This is a genomic window from Brasilonema sp. UFV-L1 (assembly GCF_012912105.1).
GTDB lineage: Bacteria > Cyanobacteriota > Cyanobacteriia > Cyanobacteriales > Nostocaceae > Brasilonema.
Genome location: NZ_QMEA01000017.1, coordinates 61,141 through 78,600, shown reverse-complemented (window position 1 = coordinate 78,600; position 17,460 = coordinate 61,141). Strand labels below are relative to the sequence as shown.

The window sequence follows — 17,460 nt, the reverse complement described above, 5'->3', positions numbered from 1 at the left end:
CTAACTTTCGCTAACTATTGTATGATTTTGCTACAAAGATATTTTAGATTCTAAATAAAATCCCTGGTAATTTTTTGAAGTCCTGCATGCGTCATTCACATGTTTGCGCAATTGACAACCATAAATAATATGCTCAACGCAAGACCCAATCAGGTTATGGCATTTATCAAAATCAGCCGACCATCTTTGACTTTGCATCTGCTTTTAGGAGGATGGTTAGCTTTTTTATGTCAATCTAACTTAGCATATGCCCAAATTAACCGTGGCGAAGAAGCTTTCATCGCGCAGCGCTCGGTGTATGATGGGGTACCACCTGCACCTCCAAGTTCTGAACCGTTACCAGCACTACCTTCTAATCCAGAAGGTTATACACCTCCTGAGGTGAATACACCGTCTCAACGTTCTATTGAATTTCAAGCAGAGCCGTCGTATCGATATAACCGTGGTTCCGCTCCTTATAAAGTGTATGTTGATAATAATGATTATGGACTACAGCGAGGAACACGTCTAATTCCAACAGATGCTTTTAGACAGCGATTTCAAGGACGTTCTGTCATTCAAGTAGGAGCCTTTAGGACAAGAGAAGGAGCAACAAGCTTAGCCAGAAAACTAGAATCCAACGGTGTATATTCTGCAAGAGTCGTCTATAGCGATCAGGTTGTCTACAACGGACGGGATGATAGACCTGATGAACAAGACATTTCCTATGATTCTCGTAGAGGCGATGATCGTAGAGAAAGGTCCAACTATTATTATGTCATTCTTCCTGCCAAAGCGGAAGAGATACCCTACTATAGAAACGAAATCAGGCGTTACGTCAGACGAAATGTCTATGCAGGACGAGATGTATACGTTATTCCCAGAGATGAACCGCGAGGACCACATGTAGCAGTTGGACCTTTTGTCAAGCGTTGGCAGGCAGAAGAATGGAATAGTTATCTGAGGAAAGATTCAAGATTTGGTAATGCCAGGGTTTACTATGGTAAGTGAGTCGGTAAGTGAATCATCCAAAAAAAAGATGGCTTGAATATCCTTGAACATTAACAGCCTCCAATGCCGTAAGTCAAAATAATAGTATGCAGCTGCAGGAGGCGCTACCATGTCTGGTTTAACACAAATTATTCGGAATCTTTTTATTCGCCTTGAAGGTTTTTTCTCTGTTGTTTTTAGAACTGTGTTTAATTTCCTGGGAAATCTGTTTGGTTTCTTCGGTAGGCTTTTTGGATTTTCCAATTCTGGATATTTTCTAGAAGCTGATCAACAACAGAGCATCAAACGAGAAACAACACAACAATCGGTTTCGACTGAGGCTTCAAAAGCTTCCCAAACCCCTACGACTTCTCGTCGTCCTAATCCCCAAATGGACTACTACCGGAAAATGGCTCAGGAAGTCAAAAAGAGCTAGATTTCACTAAAACTGTGGAGGCGATAGGCGATCTGCTGAAGCGCGTAGCGTGCGCTTTGCGCTCGTAAGGCTAGCGTTGCTATCGCCTCCTGTCAATTTCCACAATTTTTTTAAGTGCAATAGACATCTTGCAACTGTTCTTTGTAGCCTACACCTTAGCGCATACGAAACGCAGTGTAGGCTTCGTCTTTGGCGTACGCTTTGCGTTTACGCTCAACATGACATTTCAAGAATTTTTGCAAGAAGTCTAATGAAATTCCTTTACAGACTATGAATAGGCTGGGCTGGGCAGATTTGTCTATTTTTCAACCAACCCTGCAAAACATAGCTAAGAAATGAAATGCACTTACACTGCTACTTCTGATGCAAAATAAAAGACTGCATTGGATTGTTCTTTATTATTGATCTACACCCTCTTCAGTTCAAAATCGGTTTTCTGTTTCTGCTTTCAATACTTTTCTCGTTGAGACATTGTCTTTATTAAGTTTTGTCTAATCTGCATCTGCTTTTACATTGTAGATAATGAGTTTCTGGTCATTCTGAACACTGCTTGAAGAATAGTGGGCAATGACAAACAGCGGTAGCGTCAGAGTTAAAAGACCGATCACTGTTCCTACAATCTCTGCCAATCTATGGGAAGATGTACTGGCAGGGTCAGCAGATTGGGTATTTGAATGCATAGAAAATCGAAGTTTTTGAGATTTATTTTGTTTTGACTTTTGTTTTGACTCTTTTTTAAGAGAGTCTTGCTTCTATTTTAACCATCTTTTAAAATTATACTATCTATTAATAAATAATATCAATCTTTTTTGAGGTTATCTATAATTTGTTTTCGTACATAAAACACTTGATACCAAATTCCGAGTGAAATATTTTCTTTTTGATTTTGTCATGAATCTTACAAGCTACCTTCATTTTGTCATGTCATCATGAATGTACGCTTCTTCTGAGAGAAAGGTATTAAAGTTTACATTGAAGTCGGAAAGAATTTTCATCGATGAATCAGACCAAATTATTCTTGTAAGAATTCACGCCCATTAGGAGTTAGACAATTTTAGATAGGACTTACGCACCAAACCGGGTTTCTTTACTGACATCTTGCACCATTTTCAACAAGACCTAAAAAACCGGGTTTCTAAACGGGAAATTAAGGTTTTAAAGTGTTGTCATTTTCAAGAAACCCGGTTTTTGACCTTGGTGCAAGATATAAGTTTACGAAAAATCGTCATTTTAGCCGTAAGTCTCTGTTGAGAAACCCGGTTTCTTTCGTGTCTGTGCGTAAGTCCTGTTAGATTTTAGATTTTGGATAATGGAATTGACCCCACAGATCAATCAGGGGGCTTGGAAATTTTGGATTTCAGATAATAGCATGCTTTTGCAAGAGATACGCTAGAAATGTAACACAATACTAACTTTTCCAATTTTGAATGAGCAATCATATGAACAACTTTTCAGTAAATGCACTCAAAAAATATTTTCAACTGTATATGAAGAACTTCGAGTATTAACTGAGTCATTCATCAGAAAAACCACTAAACAAATATTTATGGGTCATAGAATAGTCTGTAGACAGAAAATTTAATAATATCTCCTACATCTTATAGCTTAAGCCCAAGGAATGATTTCATATCTAAACATTACTGAAGATATATTAAACCTTTGACAAAAACACAAGACTTACGCACGAATAACCTAACTATAGTCCGCAGCGACTGTCCCTTGCGCGTACCGTTAGGTATAGAAAAGCAATCGCAACCTGCTTTTTTTCGTAGCGCGTACGTAAGTTCTAATGGTATAACCGGCGTTGCATTCATCATAAAAAAACCGCCACTTAATTTAGGGCGGTCTGGTTAAGCAATCGGAGGGTATTTACAGCTTACTCTGCCAGTTTTAGGATTGTTGTAACAGGGTTTGCACTTGTTGGTGATATAATGGACCAAATGCAACTATCGTTTGGCATATGCACTCATGGGTTCTTTGATAAATCTTATATAAAGGTGTTTGAACGTAGACTTGATAACGCGGGGCATTCCAAAATCGATGGCAAGTAACTTGTCTGGTAGTCGCCAATCATCGATTTTTAGTAAGTCGGGATGTAGGTGAGGAAAGTTGATGTCGTTCAGTTCACCAGCTAACCCTAGTCGCATTGATGCAGCGAGAGTGGGTACTTGTTCTGGTGGAACATTGAGGATTTCCACTATTGCACGATCCAAGGCAAAAATATCTGATGATGCGGCTAAAATCCCTAGTGGACGAGGTTCACCACCGCTAGGACCATTGCCTTCATGACCGATGATACCATCAACGATGGTTAAGTCAGGATGAATTGCCCTGGCAGTTTCCACTAACATTTCACCAAAACGATTTGCGTCTTTTCCGGCTTCCATGTGCCACCAAGCTTTCATTTTGCCTGGAACGCAACCAAACAGGTTTTTGACTCCTAAAGTCAGCACCAGTTGAGTATGAGATTTCACCTTGGGTAGGTTAATCACGACATCCGCTTCCATTGCCTCTTTACACAGTAGCAGATGATCAAAGTCTTCGCTGACAGTTTGGTAACGCTTGCCTTGAAAATCGATGATCGGGAGATTCAGTTCTTCTAAAACAGGCTGATAACCATTTGCGACTGCGACTCCCTTGGCACTTCCAAAAGCGGGACTATCTCCCAAAAACGGTTTACCACCTGCTTCTATAACCATCTGGGCGACTGCATAAACCAGTTCTGGGCGAGTCGTACACTCTTTACCAGGACGTGCGCCTGTTAGCAGGTTGGGTTTGAGTAAGACGCGGTTTCCCTGTTTGACAAACGCTGGTATTCCTCCCAAAGGTTCCAGCAGTGTTTCTAAAGATTCCCGGAGTGCTTCCCGTTCATAGGAAGTGGCGCGAATTAAACTGACAGATGGTTTTTGAGTTTGCATGGTCAAATAAAAAACGAAGAAGAAAAAAGTCAAGAAGGAAGAGTTGTTTCTTTTATCTTCCTTCTTTCTTCTCTAATCCGATGTGCCGTCTAGTATATTTAGAGGCACTATCGCACTCATTTGTTCCAGGTTTAAGACTTCGGCTAATTCTGTTTCACTCATGAAACCACGTTCTAAGACAATTTGCCGCAAAGACTTACCAGTTTCTAAAGATTCTTTCGCGACAGCCGCTGCATTCAAATAACCAATGTGCGGATTTAATGCTGTGACTAAGGCTAAACTGCCTTCAGCGTATGCTAAACAACGTTCCTGGTTGGCGGTAATGCCTTTGATGCAGCGTTCAGTAAGGGCGGCGATGGTGTTACCGAGAATTTCGATGCTGTGAATTAGATTATAAGCAATCAGGGGCATCATCACATTCAGTTCTAATTGTCCTGCTTGTGCAGCAAGGGCGATCGCACTGTCGTAACCCATCACCTGAAAACACACCATCGATGTCATCTCTGCCATCACTGGATTGTACTTTCCTGGCATAATTGAGGAACCAGGTTGCACGGGCGGTAGTTGAATTTCTTTTAAGCCAGTTTTTGGTCCCGAATCCATCAGACGCAAATCATGAGATATTTTAACTAAGTCTTGAGCTAGATTGCGTAAAGCACCAGAAACATGAACAAATGGTGCCATACTCTGCATTGCTGCCATAAGATGGGGTGCAGGTTCTAGTGGGAGATTTATCAAATCTGATATTGTATCTACCACACGGACACGATACTGAGGATGAGTGTTTAAACCTGTTCCTGCTGCACTTCCTCCCAAACCTAACACCATTAAATCAGAAGAAGCTGTGTAAATGCGGTTTTGATGTTCTGTTAGGATATATGCCCAAGCGCGAAAATTCTCACCCAAGCGCACGGGTACAGCATCTTGCATGTGAGTTCTGCCAGATTTGACGACATTTTGAAATTCTTCGGCTTTTTCTTCCAATGCTGCTATTGCTTTTTCTAAAGCCGGATGTAGCGTTTTTGATAATGCCAATAAGCCACCAATACGAATTGCTGTGGGAATGACATCGTTGGTAGACTGTCCGTAGTTTACGTGGTCGTTGGGACTCACGCGCTTGTAATTGCCTTTTTCTTCGCCGAGAATTTCTAAAGCCCGATTTGCCAGGACTTCATTAATATTCATGTGATGGGAAGTTCCAGCACCAGCCTGATAGACATCTACCACAAATTGGTCGCGAAACTTACCAGCAAGCACTTCATCAGCAGCTTTCACAATTGCTTGACTGACATCTTGGGGAATACAGCCGAGTTTACCATTGACTATTGCTGTAGCTTTTTTAATAATTACGCCGGCATCTACGTAAGTAGATAAAGGTTTTATGCCGCTAATAGGGAAGTTTTCTGTTGCTCGTAGTGTTTGAATTCCGTAGTAAGTGTTACTTGGTAGTTGGCGATCGCCCATCGAATCGCGTTCTATTCTCACTTGAGAATTGATTTGTTGAGTCATACTATTTTTTGAAATTAATCATCACTTCCCGAGTGTATATTCTCCTAATCCCCTTGTCCCCTTATCCCCCTCAAGCTGTTACACCTATAGTTAGCAACTAGACGGATTATCAGCATTAAGTTTCCGAATTTTGAATTTTGAATTTTGAATTGTTTATGACTTTACCTAACTGGATTACCTTCTCTCGCCTTCTAGGGATACCATTTCTGCTTTACGGTTTACACAACCCGACACCCCAAGCCAGATGGATTTGTTTGGCAATTTTTCTCGTCGCCTCGTTGACTGACTGGTTAGACGGCTATTTAGCACGGAAACTTAACCAAATCAGCGATTTGGGCAAGTTTCTTGACCCCTTGGTTGATAAACTACTTGTACTTGCGCCGTTACTAGCTTTAATTGAACTAGGACAAGTTCCTGCTTGGGGAGTCTTTCTTATATTAGGGCGAGAGTTAGCGATCGCAGGTTGGCGCGTTAGTCAAACTAAGATTACAGGGGCGAATATTTGGGGCAAACTCAAAACTGTGAGTCAAATTGTGGCGATCGCACTTCTGATTGCACCTCTACCTCAAGTCTGGCAATTACCTGCCATAATTGCTTTCTGGATTTCTGTTGTCCTCACAATTATTTCTGGTGTCATTTATCTTTTACCGCCAAAAGACAGTGTTAACACTTCGGAATAACTGTTTGACAGCTACTCTAGAAATATGATCCTAGCTGCGCTCAAATTCAAAATATGGCAATTCGTGCCAGCTGCGCTATCAAAATTTAAAATTCAAAAATAATAATCATACTGCTCGCGGGTAAAATTTGAACTTGTGTCATGCAGAACGTAACCCTTCGCTTCGCGAAGAATGACAGTTTTTAGCCGTTTTTAGTATAATTTGAATTTTCATTTTTTGAATTTACTTATTTTCATCAGGACTTACGCAAAATAATGAGAAAATAAACCGCAAAGGACGCAAAGAGCACGTTAGCGCAGCGTGCGCCCTTGGCGCATAGGTAAGAGTGTTTAAAAGGGTTTTTGCGTAAGTCCTATTCATGCTTGGGCATTGTTTAGACACTTGCCCTGAAATAAGATACCAGCCGTGTGTGTATGGGTTGCGACTACGGCGAGAGATTTAAGTTTGACGGCTAAAGCACTGGTACAGTAGTCCCAAAAACCCGGTTTCTATAAGTTGAGTCAACGAGATATCAAGCTTTGCAGGCGAAGAAACCGTGTTTTTTTCTCCATCTTGATTACTGTACCGGTGCTCTAGTATTTTAATTTTGCCATCTGTGCTGAAACGATTATGAGAGCAATATGAATTTTTGTAACAACCTCAGAAGACTATGAAATAAAAATGAAAAGAATATGAGAGCATTATGAAAACCAAAGGAGTCTTATTGATGAACGACTTCACTCAACAGATTCAAAAACTTGAGATTTTTAAATACTGGGAACGCTTTTGCAACTGGGTTACCAGCACAGACAACCGTATCTATGTAGGTTGGTTTGGAGTGCTGATGATTCCTACTTTCCTAGTCGCCATCATCTGTTTTACCCTTGCTTTCATCGTTGCACCGCCTGTAGATATGGACGGTATTCGAGAACCAATCGCTGGTTCAATCTTGAGTGGTAACAATATCGTGACTGCTGCTGTAATACCGACTTCTGCGGCAGTTGGACTACACTTTTATCCAGTGTGGGAAGCTGGGAATATCGATGAATGGCTTTACAATGGTGGCGCTTACCAACTCATTGTGCTGCATTTCCTGATTGGCGTTTGGTGCTATCTAGGTCGGATGTGGGAACTGAGTTACCGACTGGGAATGCGTCCCTGGATTTTTGTTGCTTTCTCTGGTCCGGCGGCAGCTGTTACTGCAGTCTTGCTGATATATCCTATAGGTCAAGGTAGCTTTTCTGAGGGAATGCCTTTAGGTATCAGTGGTACATTCCACTTTATGTTCGCTTTCCAGGCTGAGCATAACATCCTGATGCATCCATTTCACATGCTGGGTGTTGCAGGTGTGTTTGGTGGTTCTGTACTCAGTGCTTTGCACGGTTCTTTGGTGACATCGAGTTTGGTACGTGAAACCAGCGAAATTGAATCTGCTAACGTAGGTTATAGATTCGGGCAAGAGACCGAAACCTACAACCTGTTTGCTGGACATACTGGCTTTTTCGGACGTTTGATAATTCCCAGCCTAGCGCTTCGCAGCAAACGTTCTGTTCATCTTTGGTTAGTGCTGCTACCGACGATAGGCATTTGGTTTACAGCTGTTGGTGTCGGGACAATGGCATTTAACTTGAATGGGTTCAACTTCAATCACTCTGTTGTGGATGGATCAGGACACGTTATTCCTACCTATGCAGATTTAGTAAATCGGGCTGATTTGGGAATTCAGTCTATGCATTCACCAAATGCTCACCATTTCCCAGAACTGTTGGCTGTTGAACCCTCTTTGGTCTAAAGACACAGAGAATGACGCCACATTCTTTAATTCAAAATTCAATCCGGGACTGCGTCCCGCTGCGCTAACAAAATTCAAAGTAGTCATTGTAGGGTGTGTTAGAAGGAACGTCGTCTCGCACCAAGATCTTAGGATGATGCACGATTCCTGCGGCATAACACACCCTACGTATATGTTCAAAAATCAAATAGGAGTCGTATATAAAGTAATTCATTTATTATTTTTGTATGAGTAAATCATACTATAAAAAAGCGTAAGAATTCAGGAGCCAGCAATTCTTGATTCAGAATACCTGAAGAATCAAGAAGAAATTTGATGGAATGAATACTAATCATCATAGACTCCTTATAAATTCTGACCGGAGGCGGAGCTTTCCTTGCTCCGCTTCTGACTCAAGAAGTCCTGAATTCTTACAAAAAAGCTTGCATTGCTTATCTATTGGTTTATGAGAGCAACTCATGAACTAATAGTAAGTAATAATTGATGCTATCTATTACCAAGTGAATGAACAGTGAGCAAAGAAATTTTCCACAAGCAAATAAATTAGCGATATCTATGCTAGGCTTATTTATAGGAATCAAAAAAGCGCGTATGGCAACAACCTTAAGGGGAAATAAAGATTAGTTCAACCTTGGTCTATTGCTCTGGTAAATCCGCATCAACTTGCTACGCTTTTTGTCACCAAGAGATAGATCCAAATGAAGACCGATAGCGACCTTCGTAACAATTTGAAGTCGATTAGAACCCGCTTGGGCATGAGTCAGCAAGAATTGGCTAGCTTAGCAGGTGTGACTCGTCAAGCAATTAGTGGTGTAGAGTCAGGACAATGCGCTCCTTCAGTCGCCATGACGCTTCGTTTAGCCAAGGCGCTTGGTTGCAAAGTCGAGGATTTATTCTGGCTAGAACAGGATTTGCCTCAAATCCAAGCAGTTCTGGCGAAATCTATCCCTTACAGTCAACAACAGCGAGTGAGTTTGGCGCGGATTGGGGGGCAATGGATTGCATATCCCCTGATTGGGAACGATGCTTTTCGTATGGAGATGATTGGGGCTGATGCCCAGATTGATAGTCAGATAGATACGAATACAGTCCAAGTCAGACTTCTTGACGATATAGACAGATTTGAAAATACAGTTGTGATTGCCGGTTGTGCGCCTGTACTTTCACTATGGGCAAGAGCCACTGAACGCTGGTATCCTCAACTGCGAGTCCAGTATAAGTTCGCTAACAGCATGGCTGCGTTGCATAGTTTATGTCGAGGTGAGACTCATATTGCCCTGATGCACCTGTACGATCCTCAAACTGGAGAGCATAATCTTCCCTTTGTTCGTGAAGTCTTAGCAGGAAAAGAAGCTGTTTTAATCACTCTTGGAATCTGGGAAGAGGGGCTATTAGTGCAGTCTGGTAATCCAATGCAAATTACAACAGTGACTGACTTAGTAGAAGCAAAAGCAAAGATTATTAACCGCGAAAAAGGAGCTGGCACTCGGTTGCTTTTGGAACGAAAACTGCAAGAAGAGCAACTGCCGTGTGATTCTATTAAAGGATTTGATAGTATCGCCAGAAGCCATCATGATGTTGCTTCTGCTATCGTTTCAGGACTTGCCGATGCAGGAATTTCTACAGCATCTGTAGCTGCAGCTTTTGGATTGGAATTCATCCCTTGGCATTCCTCACGCTACGACTTAGTGATTCTCAAGAAATACTTGGAAGAAGCACCAGTACAGCAATTACTCAATACCTTGGAGCATCGGTTTATTCATTCACAACTAGAAATTCTTGGTGGCTGTGATACCAGCAAAATCGGGGAGTTAGTGGCAACCATTTAGAGTAGATTACGATTGATTATGGTTAATTTTGTGGTGATATCAAGTTCGGATGAACACTTGTAATACTGACGCGCCAATTCGATTACATGAGGACGCGGGAAGTTTTGAATTATGAGTCATTAAGCAAACTTGTTGTCAGTTCTTAATGTCTACAAACAGTTTTTGCAACAAAGCAGGTATCACACAAATTCAAGGTAAAGCAGTTAGACAAATTGCTTTATTGATAGGGTTAAATTGTGAATTGTGCAACGTAAAAAGCAATGACTAGTCATTAGTTATTAGCAAAAATAAGTAACAGAAATGCCCTTCAGGTAACTTCTTGTAGGGTAGGACAAATAGTTACCAACAAAGACGAACATGATATTTCTTCTTTCTATGTATGCGGTAGAGCGATCGCCTCCTTAGGCGCTGTTGTTTGTCAATCACCTCAGGTTGGCACAACGACGCCAAAGTGCGACGTTCTACATACGCAAAACAGCTGTCACTTCAAAAGTGAACGCTTGATTAAACTACCAGACCCACTCATAAATTTATCAATTGCAGGAGAAAACTCATCATGTCCGTTGATGAAAAAATTAGACAAATAGCATTCTACGGTAAAGGTGGTATTGGTAAGTCCACCACTTCTCAAAACACCCTCGCTGCTATGGCAGAAAAGGGTCAACGCATTTTGATTGTAGGATGTGACCCGAAAGCAGATTCCACCCGTTTAATGCTGCACAGCAAGGCTCAAACCACCGTGCTGCACCTCGCTGCTGAACGGGGCGCAGTAGAAGATTTGGAACTCGAAGAGGTGATGCTTACAGGCTTCCGTGGTGTACGTTGCGTGGAATCTGGTGGTCCTGAACCTGGTGTAGGTTGTGCCGGTCGCGGTATTATCACCGCCATCAACTTCTTGGAAGAAAACGGTGCTTACCAAGACGTGGATTTCGTTAGCTACGACGTGTTGGGTGACGTTGTCTGCGGTGGTTTCGCTATGCCTATCCGTGAAGGTAAAGCACAAGAAATTTATATTGTCACCTCTGGTGAAATGATGGCGATGTATGCTGCTAACAACATCGCTCGCGGTATTCTCAAGTATGCTCACTCTGGTGGTGTGCGTTTGGGTGGTCTGATTTGTAATAGCCGCAAAACTGACCGGGAAGACGAACTGATTACCACACTAGCATCTCGATTAAGCACCCAAATGATTCACTTCGTCCCGCGTGACAACATCGTGCAACACGCTGAGTTACGCAGGATGACTGTGAACGAATATGCACCTGATAGTAATCAAGCTAACGAATACCGTACATTAGGAGAGAAGATTATCAACAATAATTTTCTTGCCGTTCCTACACCCATTGAAATGGACGAGTTAGAAGCGTTGTTGATTGAATTTGGTATCCTCGAAAGCGAAGAAAATGCTGCGAAACTGGTTGGCGTAGCCAAAGCTCAAGAAGAAGCTGAGAAAAAGCAAGAAGACCAGATAGGCGAAGCGTTAGAAGCATTGAAAAAAGGAAATGTAGAAGTCGTTGCTAGTAGTGACAAGAAGTAAGACTATTGTTCCTACGAACGCTGGTGAAAACAAGGTCAGTCATTTTTGCCTGGAAATAAAATACCAGCCGTGTTTAACAGTAACGGCTTGGTGTTGAAGGATCTAGTGGTATTTTATTTTTGTGGTCCTCCCTAAGCAGGTAGGCTTTTTAAGCCTGCCTTCTCCTCAATTGTTGAAAGGATTTGGAGGTGGTCAGATAGCTCATTTATGGTTCTATACTTTGAAGTTTTCCATGTCAGCATAAATTTGTCAATATTCGTGCGGTAAAACGACTAGTTTCGTTTTTGGTTTTCTCCTTTTATTTGGTTAGTTGGTTACATTTTATGGAAGAGAAAAAAGCAATTTCCTATTCCTTTTTTCTCTATCTATCTTTATATGGATTTTCTACTTTTATGAGTCGTCAAAATATATTGAATAAGAACGTAGAACACAAAATGCAGAATGAAGAATATGTCTCCAGAGACGTTCAAGAGGATTGTGCTTTTGATGGTGCAATGGTTACCCTAGTACCAATTACCGATGCTGCCCATTTAATCCACGAACCAAGTGGTTGCATCAGCAACTGTTGGGTAAATCGCATCAGTCTTTCTTCTGGTTCTATACTCTACAAGACTCGCTTTACCACCGATATGGATGAAAATGATATCATCTTCGGTGGAGCGAAAAAGCTGTACAAAGCCATTGTAGAATTGGAAAAACGCTACAAATGAAGCCGACGATTTGTAAGCGCTTGTCAATTTGCTTGACTGCTGACTACTGTGCTGTTTACTTATCGCCCTATGCCTAACGGCACGCTACGCTATCGGGCAAGGCAGAGGGCAGAGGGCAGGAGGCAGAAGGGGGAATTCCAACTCTTAAGAAAGGTCCTCTTGCCTTGCCCTTCAAAGGTCTAATACCCCACCGTCTACGGGGGTGTCAATGGGAAGGTTGGGGTCAGAATCCCCATCCAACCGATCCTTCTGCTCTCTGCCTCCTGCCTCCTGCCTTCTTCAATTTAGATACTATTAGACTATTTACCAATTTTATTGGTAAAGAACTGATGTACCTGGTAAAATTCTCACAATATACAATATATAGTTTGACATAAAACCAAAAGGACAATTATTGCAGATATAACGAAAAAAAATTCGGTATACAGTAACCAGAGCGCTATCGACAGTAAAACTGAGTGGCACTAGCAAGCAGTAACAAGCCAAAACAGGACAGAATAAACATGCGATTTCTCATAGGCATAGATGATACTGACAATCTAACAAGTGGTGGTACAGGCAACTTGTGCCGACAATTGGGGGCAAAACTTGCTGAATTGAACTTAGCAGAGCCTATCGGAATAACCCGCCACCAGCTTTTCCTAAGTCCCGAAATCCCTTTTACCTCGCATAACAGTTCAGCCTGCATCATGGTAGAGATTGATATACACAAGCTTGAGATTCTAGCCAGTTATTGTCAAGAGTTCCTTCTTACTAAGAGTGAGCCTGGGTCAGATGTGGGACTATGTTTAGCTCAGTGGGATCAGGTCAGTACAGCAGTACAGACTTTTGGCAAGCAGGCAAAAGAGAAAGTCCTGACTCAAGAAGAAGCAATCTCGCTCGCCCAGCAAGCTGGACTGCACTTAGAGGGTCTGACAGGCACAAAAGATGGAATTATTGGAGCACTTGCCTCAGTGGGTTTGCGGAAAACAGAGAATGATGGACGGTTTTTATGGCTACCTGGTTTGCGTGACCTAGAAGGCGTGTTTACTGCTCAAAAACTTTATCAAACAGCCACCATCGACCGTATTCAGGATTTGGAAGGTAGGTTAGTACCTGAAAACACTAAGATACAAACCAGTCCTTGGCCCCGTCCAGTCTTACTGAATGGACAAGCTATCTTGCTTGTGGAAAAAACTAACGATGAAGCTCACGAAATAGGAGAAAAAGACTATGAGTACCAAATCGCTCCCAAAAGTATCATTCGCCAGTATTAAGGATTGGCGTCAACTAAACTGGCTCGAAATTCTAGGGCTGATAGGGCTGGGGTTGGTCATAGCGTTGGTGCAAGCAAATGTGCATTTCCCACTAAGGTTACCAGGTTGGCGAGGAATCCTCTGGTTAACACCTCTTGTTGCTACCCGTATGCTGACTTCTAGCTTTGGTGCAGCTTCTGTTACTAGCTTGAGTGCTGCAGGCTTTTTGCTCCTACTTGGTGTGAGAAACAACCCCTTTGATTGGTTCTTTTATCTTGTGGTTGGGGAACTGCTAGACTTAGCCTATTACTTTGGCAGACGATGGCGGCAAAAAGCTTGGTTCTGGGCAATAGTAGCAGGATTGGCTCACCTAACTAAGCCCATTACAATGATTATCCTGAGTGTAAGCGGTGTTTGGGTATTTAATTTTCTCATTTTTAGAGGTCCTATCTATCCTCTATTGACACATCTGTTGTTTGGTGCATTAGCCGGGTTTGTAGGGTCACTAGCGGTGTTGTGGGTTAAACGAATAAGGCGGATTTCCTGATAAATTAAACAAATCCAGTTAAATTTAGATTTTTCCAACTTAATACTCGATAGCATTCTACCCAAAGATGATGAACACACAATAGGTAGTTGCTAGTATGAGGGAATTAAAAAACAAACAGGGAGCATAAAAATATGGAAATTAGTGCTCGTAATGCTTTCAAAGGTACTGTGAAAAAAATTGTCACCGGATCTGTTAATGATGAGGTTAGTTTAGAAATTGCACCAGGAATAGAAGTCACTGCAGTCATCACAAAAACTTCAGCACAAAAGCTAGGACTCAAAGAAGGAAAAGAAGCTTACGCCATTATCAAAGCATCAGATGTGATTATTTCTGTTGATTAAATGACTGTTTTTGTGCCAATGTCAAGCTCTTAGCTACTAAGTTGGAACCCCAGCAATAGAATGACTGGGGTTCCTAATAGCTGATACCGTGATTATTAAGAAAGTTTGAGAACTGGTGTTTAGACGAGTCAGGAGTACGAAACTCGAAACAACTTCAAATCAAACGTTTGATAAGAAAATCCCCGTGCGGATTGTTAAAACTGCAAAGAAAGAGTCCCCAGAACAGTCAACGGCGCACCAGGGAAAATCTGTGTTCTACTTTGAGCTGACTCAAAGTATTGAGTGTCAAACAAATTCTTGATATTAACAGCTGCCCTCAAATTACCTCGGTTGTAGTAAACTGCTGCATCAACGCGAGCATAGTCAGGTAATGTAAAGCTATTGTTCAAATCGCCAGAGCGATCGCCCCCCACAAAAACCCCAGCACCAAAACCCAATCCCTGAAAACCTCCATTGAGGATTTGATAGGTTGTCCATAAACTAAAGCTGTTGTATGGTACACTGGCAAGGCGATTTCCTTCTGCAAACGTTGTATCACTAGTAATAATTGCATCAGTGTAAGCATAAGATGCAATCACATTCCACCCCGGTAAAATCTGACCAATGACATCCAACTCTACACCACGACTGCGTTGTTCACCTGTTTGGATAAAGTATGTTTGACGTTGAGGATCAGTAACTAAAACATTAGTCTTGGTGATTTCATAAAGTGCTAAGGTTGAAGAAAGGCGACCACCAAACCAATCTGCTTTCACCCCCACTTCATACTGAGTTCCCCGTTCTGCTTTGAACGGTGTCCCCTCGAAACTACTCCCAGATTGTGGGACAAAAGAGCGACTGTAATTGGCGTAGAGGGAGATAGTTTGACTTGGTTGATAAACAATACCTACCTGAGGACTAAACGCCGAGTCATAGGTTTGTGTCTTTTTTCTTGTGAGATTATCTTTCAGGTCGAAATCGACAATATCAAAACGTCCTCCTAATAGTAATTTCAGATTATCTGTAAAGGCAATTTCGTCTTGTAAATAGAAACCATAAAGATTAGTCTCTTCATTCCTGTCTATTGTTTTTGTAAACCGACCAATAGGAAATTGATACATAGGTCTAAAAATATTAATAGACCCTGCATTAGCATTTTGAGTCTCTACATCTCTGGATTCATGACCAAACTCAAATCCTACGAGAGTTGTATGTTTGACCGAACCTGTAAAAAAATTTCCAACTAAGTTTGTTTGAAAAGTATCTGTACTAAAGAACTGATTGCTGTTTTGTGCTTGAAGATTTAATGTCCGATTATCAGGCTGCAAAACACCTCCTCTGGCTTGAATTGCCGAGAAATACTGGTCACTTGATGTCGCCCGAAAACCACTTTTAATAGACCAATTCTCACTAAAGCGATGGTCGAGAAAGACATAACCTCTTCGCTGATAAACATCATTTTTACGATTGGAATCGCCAAGAAAGCGACTGATGGGAATATCTGCAACACGGTTACCAACGGCGACTAAGCCAAAATCCACTGGACGGCTATCTTCCTGATATTCCCCAAAGAAACTCAATGTCGTCTTTGATCCGAGGTTAAAAGATAATTTAGGGGAAACAAAGAAGCGTTCCGACTCTACACCATCTCGAAAGCTACCTGCATTTTCATAGGCAAGATTTAGACGGTATCCGAGGTTATTTTTAGCATCTATTGGTCCTGTTAAATCAAGATTAGAACGGTAAAAATCATAGCTACCAACAATCAAATCAGCCCCATAATAAGGCACAGAAAGCGGTTGTTTGGTCACCAAATTCACGATTCCACCTGGTTCTGATCGCCCATAAAGCACCGCTGAGGGACCTTTGAGGACTTCAATACGCTCGATATTTGAGATTTCAGTGGTTACTCGATTGGCATTATTTCCTTCACTGAATCCATCTCGAAACTGGTCAGCTGTAAATCCTCGCGTCAAGAGAGAAAACTCGTTGCGTCCTCCTCCTCTTCCAGATAAAGCAAATCCGCTAACGTTCCGCACCGCTTCACTCACAGTCAGTGCTTTTTGGTCTTGAATTACCTGTTGCGGAACAATCTGTACAGAAAAAGGAAGGTTACGTAAGAAAAGATTATTTTTGGTTATCGTAGCGGTGTTAGGGACGATGTACTCACTTGTTCTTCCCGTGACTATGAGTTCGATATCAGAGTTGTCATTGTTGTTATTAGTTGGAGTGAAACTTAATACCAAACCATTTGCACTTGAGATAACTTGCGCGTTCGGTACAGTAGCTTCTCCCGTCACACTAACTCGAATATTTGTTGCATTTGTTTGAGTCACACTAATGACTTTGATACCCTGTACAGGATTCTGTGATCGAAACGCTTGACCATCGGGTAGAGCCAATACAGCATTGGGAATATCTACAATCAGCGTGTTGTTTTCACTTTTCGTTATGGGCTTTTGCAATGTGACTGTAGGTGTTTCTAATACTACTTCAATACCAGTAGGAGTTGGCTTAATTCTGACTGCTGTAACTTGTACAATCGTTGGAGTCTTTTCTGGTTCTTGAGCAAGTAAGGTAAGTACACTTGTCACTGTGGGTGTTAATTCACTGACGCGCTTGATTTCAGTAATTGGGTATTGGGTATGGCATTTGCCTGGAAATAAAATACCAGCCGTGTTTAACGGTAACGGGTTGGTGTCGAGGGATCTAGGTCTGACGGCTGGTATTTTATTTTTGTGGTCCCCCCTAGATGGAATGGGTACAAATTGTACATCAGATTTTTGCTGATGAATTTGGGCTTGTGCAGAGTCTAGAAATACAAGAAATGTACCACTGATAAGGGTCAGCAAACTACTAAACAATTGGACTTTCTTCAAGTTATTCCTCACACCAATTAGGAGACTAAATTCATCTGTGCTACCTGCTTTTACAGCGCTTTTCAAGTAAAAAACTACCGGGTAAGGGCAAAGGCTAGCCGTGCCCTACGAAAATCT

The 17,460-nt window shown here is 41.7% G+C and carries 13 protein-coding genes and 1 pseudogene; 10 read left to right on the top strand and 4 right to left on the bottom strand.

Annotated features, from left to right (window positions below; genetic code table 11):
- Positions 1-129: 129 nt before the first annotated feature.
- The gene (locus DP117_RS07945; RefSeq protein WP_169217778.1) at positions 130-990 is read left to right on the top strand and encodes a hypothetical protein; all 861 of its coding nucleotides are present in this window, start codon (positions 130-132) and stop codon (positions 988-990) included.
- Between the two features lie 109 nt (positions 991-1,099).
- Positions 1,100-1,405, top strand: coding sequence for a threonine dehydratase (locus DP117_RS07940; RefSeq protein ID WP_169217777.1), 306 nt, complete (start codon positions 1,100-1,102; stop codon positions 1,403-1,405).
- A gap of 491 nt (positions 1,406-1,896) precedes the next feature.
- On the opposite strand, the gene DP117_RS07935 is transcribed toward DP117_RS07940, so the two are convergent.
- The 3 genes from DP117_RS07935 to DP117_RS07925 form a co-directional block, all read right to left on the bottom strand.
- Positions 1,897-2,085, bottom strand: coding sequence for a hypothetical protein (locus DP117_RS07935; protein ID WP_169217776.1), 189 nt, complete (start codon positions 2,083-2,085; stop codon positions 1,897-1,899).
- Positions 2,086-3,351: 1,266 nt separating this feature from the next.
- Positions 3,352-4,323, bottom strand: a complete 972-nt coding sequence (locus DP117_RS07930; RefSeq protein ID WP_169217775.1) for a DUF362 domain-containing protein — start codon at positions 4,321-4,323, stop codon at positions 3,352-3,354.
- A 72-nt stretch (positions 4,324-4,395) separates the two neighbouring features.
- On the bottom strand, positions 4,396-5,832 hold the full coding sequence (locus DP117_RS07925; RefSeq protein ID WP_169217774.1) for an aspartate ammonia-lyase: 1,437 nt from the start codon (positions 5,830-5,832) through the stop codon (positions 4,396-4,398).
- Between the two features lie 155 nt (positions 5,833-5,987).
- Here DP117_RS07925 and pgsA point away from each other — a divergent pair, with 155 nt between their 5' ends.
- From pgsA to DP117_RS07885, 8 genes and pseudogenes are all read left to right on the top strand, one after another.
- Positions 5,988-6,512: a CDP-diacylglycerol--glycerol-3-phosphate 3-phosphatidyltransferase gene (gene pgsA / locus DP117_RS07920; RefSeq protein ID WP_169217773.1), complete on the top strand. Its 525-nt coding sequence runs from the start codon at positions 5,988-5,990 to the stop codon at positions 6,510-6,512.
- A 706-nt stretch (positions 6,513-7,218) separates the two neighbouring features.
- Positions 7,219-8,283 carry a photosystem II q(b) protein gene (gene psbA / locus DP117_RS07915; protein WP_169217794.1) on the top strand — a complete coding sequence of 355 codons (1,065 nt, stop codon included), beginning with the start codon at positions 7,219-7,221 and terminating at the stop codon, positions 8,281-8,283.
- Positions 8,284-8,981: 698 nt separating this feature from the next.
- Complete coding sequence (locus DP117_RS07910; protein ID WP_169217772.1) at positions 8,982-10,112, top strand: substrate-binding domain-containing protein; 1,131 nt, start codon at positions 8,982-8,984, stop codon at positions 10,110-10,112.
- A gap of 556 nt (positions 10,113-10,668) precedes the next feature.
- Complete coding sequence (gene nifH / locus DP117_RS07905) at positions 10,669-11,649, top strand: nitrogenase iron protein (protein ID WP_169217771.1); 981 nt, start codon at positions 10,669-10,671, stop codon at positions 11,647-11,649.
- Between the two features lie 476 nt (positions 11,650-12,125).
- Positions 12,126-12,356 (top strand): annotated as a pseudogene (locus DP117_RS07900) (nitrogenase component 1); the annotation flags it as partial.
- Positions 12,357-12,862: 506 nt separating this feature from the next.
- Positions 12,863-13,615 (top strand): ABC transporter substrate-binding protein, encoded by a 753-nt coding sequence (locus DP117_RS07895; protein ID WP_169217769.1) that lies wholly within the window; start codon positions 12,863-12,865, stop codon positions 13,613-13,615.
- The gene (locus DP117_RS07890; protein WP_169217768.1) at positions 13,572-14,141 is read left to right on the top strand and encodes a hypothetical protein; all 570 of its coding nucleotides are present in this window, start codon (positions 13,572-13,574) and stop codon (positions 14,139-14,141) included. The genes DP117_RS07895 and DP117_RS07890 overlap by 44 nt, the downstream gene beginning before the upstream one ends.
- Positions 14,142-14,275: 134 nt before the next feature.
- Positions 14,276-14,485, top strand: a complete 210-nt coding sequence (locus DP117_RS07885; protein ID WP_169217767.1) for a molybdopterin-binding protein — start codon at positions 14,276-14,278, stop codon at positions 14,483-14,485.
- A gap of 194 nt (positions 14,486-14,679) precedes the next feature.
- Here the strand turns inward: DP117_RS07885 and DP117_RS07880 are convergent, their stop codons facing one another.
- Positions 14,680-17,409 (bottom strand): TonB-dependent siderophore receptor, encoded by a 2,730-nt coding sequence (locus DP117_RS07880; RefSeq protein ID WP_169217766.1) that lies wholly within the window; start codon positions 17,407-17,409, stop codon positions 14,680-14,682.
- Positions 17,410-17,460: the final 51 nt, after the last annotated feature.

Excerpts from the sequence above, each read along its gene's own strand:
- psbA (WP_169217794.1), top strand. The coding sequence starts at position 7,219 with ATGAACGACTTCACTCAACAGATTCAAAAACTTGAGATTTTTAAATAC.
- DP117_RS07930 (WP_169217775.1), bottom strand. The coding sequence starts at position 4,323 with ATGCAAACTCAAAAACCATCTGTCAGTTTAATTCGCGCCACTTCCTAT.
- DP117_RS07890 (WP_169217768.1), top strand. The coding sequence starts at position 13,572 with ATGAGTACCAAATCGCTCCCAAAAGTATCATTCGCCAGTATTAAGGAT.
- DP117_RS07945 (WP_169217778.1), top strand. The coding sequence starts at position 130 with ATGCTCAACGCAAGACCCAATCAGGTTATGGCATTTATCAAAATCAGC.
- DP117_RS07895 (WP_169217769.1), top strand. The coding sequence starts at position 12,863 with ATGCGATTTCTCATAGGCATAGATGATACTGACAATCTAACAAGTGGT.
- DP117_RS07925 (WP_169217774.1), bottom strand. The coding sequence starts at position 5,832 with ATGACTCAACAAATCAATTCTCAAGTGAGAATAGAACGCGATTCGATG.
- DP117_RS07940 (WP_169217777.1), top strand. The coding sequence starts at position 1,100 with ATGTCTGGTTTAACACAAATTATTCGGAATCTTTTTATTCGCCTTGAA.
- DP117_RS07910 (WP_169217772.1), top strand. The coding sequence starts at position 8,982 with ATGAAGACCGATAGCGACCTTCGTAACAATTTGAAGTCGATTAGAACC.
- nifH (WP_169217771.1), top strand. The coding sequence starts at position 10,669 with ATGTCCGTTGATGAAAAAATTAGACAAATAGCATTCTACGGTAAAGGT.
- pgsA (WP_169217773.1), top strand. The coding sequence starts at position 5,988 with ATGACTTTACCTAACTGGATTACCTTCTCTCGCCTTCTAGGGATACCA.
- DP117_RS07885 (WP_169217767.1), top strand. The coding sequence starts at position 14,276 with ATGGAAATTAGTGCTCGTAATGCTTTCAAAGGTACTGTGAAAAAAATT.
- DP117_RS07935 (WP_169217776.1), bottom strand. The coding sequence starts at position 2,085 with ATGCATTCAAATACCCAATCTGCTGACCCTGCCAGTACATCTTCCCAT.